Source organism: Mesorhizobium sp. M2C.T.Ca.TU.002.02.1.1 (assembly GCF_003997225.1).
In genome coordinates this window covers 1-1,069 of sequence record NZ_RZTO01001278.1, presented here as the reverse complement: position 1 = coordinate 1,069, position 1,069 = coordinate 1, and the positions used below count along the sequence as shown (strand labels likewise).

Sequence of the window (1,069 nt, the reverse complement as noted above, 5' to 3'; positions counted from 1 at the left end):
CCTCAGCTTCGCGTAGTGGGTGTCCTTGCGCGTGCCGGGCTTGTTGCTTTTCTCGTCGCTCATGCGGCCTCTATAGCGATCCCGACCGGCCAAGGATACGGCCTGCGGCAATGAATGCCGGACATCCTCGAAAAACCCTCGCCGCGCCGGTTGACACCCACCGGCCTTGCCGCCATAAGGCGCTTCGCTGATTTCGGAGAAGATCTTACTCGGGCTCCGGATCGGCAGAAATGCCTCGTTGCATGGCTCCGGCGGCAGACTGGAGAGGTGCCCGAGTGGTTAAAGGGGACGGACTGTAAATCCGTTGGCTTAGCCTACGTTGGTTCGAATCCAACCCTCTCCACCACTGCCGGCCCGGAAGCCCTGAACGAACAAGTCTCGGACCGAAAGTGCATGGCGCTTTTCGGGTGAATCCGGTACTTCAGTGCAAGGCGCGGGTATAGCTCAGTGGTAGAGCAGCAGCCTTCCAAGCTGAATATGCGGGTTCGATTCCCGCTACCCGCTCCAGATTTCTTCTTCGCATGCTCCAAAGAAAACGCCGCGCACCGTGGCGCGCAGCGTCTTCCTGTCATCCAGCCGTTTAGCTGTTAGCTGTTGAAGGCCGACGCGACCTGATGGTTCTGCGGGATCTGGCCGTTCGGCGTCAGCTTGTCGACGATGCCCGGCAGCGCCGTGGAGAGCTGCTGCAGCAATTCCTGCTCGCTCATGCCGGTGCGCTGCGCGATCTCGCGGATCACCGCCGGCCCGAGCGCCGAGCCAAGATCACCAGGGTTGATCGACTGGTTCTGGCCGGTGCCGACCCAGGAATCGGCGATGTTGCCGTGGCCGGCATCCTTCAGCTTGTCGAGCAGGCCGCCGAGGCCACCGAGCAGGCCGCCATCGGCCGACGCGTCGGTTCCCGCAGGCGTCGGCGCCGGCGCTTGCGGCGCGGCCGCTTCCTCGCTTCTGCCGCTCAGCATCTTGCCGACCAAAAGCGCGCCGAGCGCGATCATCAGGGGTTTGGTGATGTTGCCGCCCGGAACGGCGTTGTCAAAAAGGCCCATAACGGATCTCCTTATCCAGCCAAGTC

At 62.8% G+C, this 1,069-nt stretch carries 1 protein-coding gene and 2 tRNA genes; 2 read left to right on the top strand and 1 reads right to left on the bottom strand.

Annotation, left to right across the window (positions count from 1 at the left end):
• Positions 1-261: 261 nt before the first annotated feature.
• Together EOD07_RS35455 and EOD07_RS35450 are read left to right on the top strand one after the other, a co-directional pair.
• Positions 262-346, top strand: a tRNA-Tyr gene (locus tag EOD07_RS35455).
• Positions 347-433: 87 nt separating this feature from the next.
• Positions 434-507, top strand: a tRNA-Gly gene (locus tag EOD07_RS35450).
• An 80-nt stretch (positions 508-587) separates the two neighbouring features.
• Here EOD07_RS35450 and EOD07_RS35445 read toward each other — a convergent pair.
• A complete protein-coding gene (locus EOD07_RS35445; RefSeq protein ID WP_127238439.1) occupies positions 588-1,043 on the bottom strand; it encodes a YidB family protein in 456 nt (151 codons plus the stop codon).
• Positions 1,044-1,069 lie beyond the last annotated feature (26 nt).

What these genes read in the sequence shown, in the direction of transcription:
- EOD07_RS35445 (WP_127238439.1), bottom strand. Translation starts at nt 1,043, where the DNA reads ATGGGCCTTTTTGACAACGCCGTTCCGGGCGGCAACATCACCAAACCC.